Origin of the sequence: Streptomyces sp. NPDC051172 (genome assembly GCF_040682555.1) — a bacterium.
In the GTDB taxonomy this organism is placed as follows: domain Bacteria; phylum Actinomycetota; class Actinomycetes; order Streptomycetales; family Streptomycetaceae; genus Streptomyces.
Genome location: NZ_JBFBBE010000331.1, coordinates 1 through 1,566, shown reverse-complemented (window position 1 = coordinate 1,566; position 1,566 = coordinate 1). Strand labels below are relative to the sequence as shown.

The 1,566-nt window shown below is 67.9% G+C and carries 2 protein-coding genes and 2 pseudogenes; 1 reads left to right on the top strand and 3 read right to left on the bottom strand.

The window, feature by feature from the left end:
* A pseudogene (locus tag AB0N07_RS50845) lies at positions 1-643 on the bottom strand (transposase); the annotation flags it as partial.
* A 55-nt stretch (positions 644-698) separates the two neighbouring features.
* Between AB0N07_RS50845 and AB0N07_RS50840 the strand changes: the two are divergent.
* A pseudogene (locus AB0N07_RS50840) lies at positions 699-929 on the top strand (integrase core domain-containing protein); the annotation flags it as partial.
* Positions 930-953: 24 nt separating this feature from the next.
* Here AB0N07_RS50840 and AB0N07_RS50835 read toward each other — a convergent pair.
* Positions 954-1,136 (bottom strand): hypothetical protein, encoded by a 183-nt coding sequence (locus tag AB0N07_RS50835; RefSeq protein ID WP_115260103.1) that lies wholly within the window; start codon positions 1,134-1,136, stop codon positions 954-956.
* A partial coding sequence (locus AB0N07_RS50830) for a GNAT family N-acetyltransferase (protein ID WP_365847778.1) occupies positions 1,133-1,566 on the bottom strand: 434 nt, incomplete at its 5' end. The genes AB0N07_RS50830 and AB0N07_RS50835, both read right to left, overlap by 4 nt.

Below are 1,566 nucleotides of genomic sequence, written 5' to 3'. Positions count from 1 at the left end.
AGCCGGATCCCAGCGAGCCGGTGCTCGCGCATGACCCGTTCGACGCGATTGTGTTTCACGCGCGCTGCGGGCGTCACGCCGTCGTTGAGGTCGGCGGTGATCCGGGGCGCCCCGTAGGCGCGGTCACCGCCCTGGGCGGGGTCCTGCAACACACGGATCCGATCAGCGAGAGCAGCATCTTCGGCGGCCTTCGCGGCTCGACGCCCGGCGGCGTCCAACCAGGCGTAGAACGACGACCTGGCGATCTCGATGACCTCACACAACCGCTTCACGCCGTAGGCGTCCTTGTGGTCCTCGACGAACTGGAAGCGGTTCACCAGTTCGTCTCCCCGGCGAAATACTTCGCCGCCTGACGAAGGATGTCCCGCTCCGTCTCGAGCTTCAGCTTTTCCGCTTCCAGCCTCGCTTTCTCGGCCTCCAACCGGAGGACCTTCGCCGCCTGGGACTCAGCCCGACCCGGCGCCGGCATCGACGTCGTGCCGGCGGTCGTGGCCCCCGAGCCGTGCTTCTCGACCCACTCCCGCAACGCGCCGCGGGAGATCCCGAGGTCAGCCGCAATGCCCTTCAACGTCGCACCCGGCGTGGACTCGTACAAGTCCACTGCCCGCTGCCGGAACTCGTCCGTGTAGTTCTTCCTAGCCATCCCTTGGATTCTCGCTTCCCCAGCATCGTGCTGGAATCAGCGTGTCCAAGATCTGGGGTCAAGCGCCGACAACGCCCTCGCCGAGACGGTGAACGGGCTCTACAAGGCCGAGCTCATCCACGCCAAGCGGGTGTGGGAGTCTGTCGGGGCGGTCGAGCTGGCCACGATGGGGTGGGTGCACTGGTGGAACACCGCCCGCCTGCATGAGGGGCTCGGCTACCGCACTCCCGCGGAGGTCGAGGCGGCCTACACTCACGATCAGGATTCAGCGCCCGTTGCGTCCTGACCTCGGAACGAAACCCAGGGCGCTTCAGTCCAGGTACTCCTGGAAATGGATCCGCTCCAGCTCACGCCACAGCAACAGAGCGGAAGAGTGGTCCGCATCAGTCAGACCCGCCTCCTGCAGTGCCTGGCCGAGCGCGATGCGGGCGGCGCGATCATGATCCAGGAGGGTCCCGTCCAGGTCAAGCAACAAGGCGGAGGGTGGGGTCATGCCAGCCCCAAGAATCTTCGCAGCTCTGCTGCTCCCATGATCCGCACCGGCTCGTCCCCGCGGACGAATCCCCCGGGCTGCAGCTCGAAAAACACCTCGCCGGTCGGCACGCCGCGGCGCTCAGCCTGGCCGCGGCCGGTCTCCAGGTAGCCAACCTTCTCGCTGACCCGCCGGGAGGCGGCGTTGTCCTCCCAGGCGGAGGAGGTGACGGCGTCGAGGCCCAGGCCGTCGAACGCGAGCGCGCACATCATGCGCCGCATCCGAGTGCCCAGCCCCTGGCCTTGGAACGGCAGGCCCAGCCAGGAGCCGGTCTCCAGGCGGCGAGTGCCGGCGACGTCGGGACCGTTCATGCCCTGCATGCCGATCACCTGGCCGTTCCGCCGCACCACAAGCTCGAGGCTCACGTCGCCGTCCACAGTGCGGGTGAGGG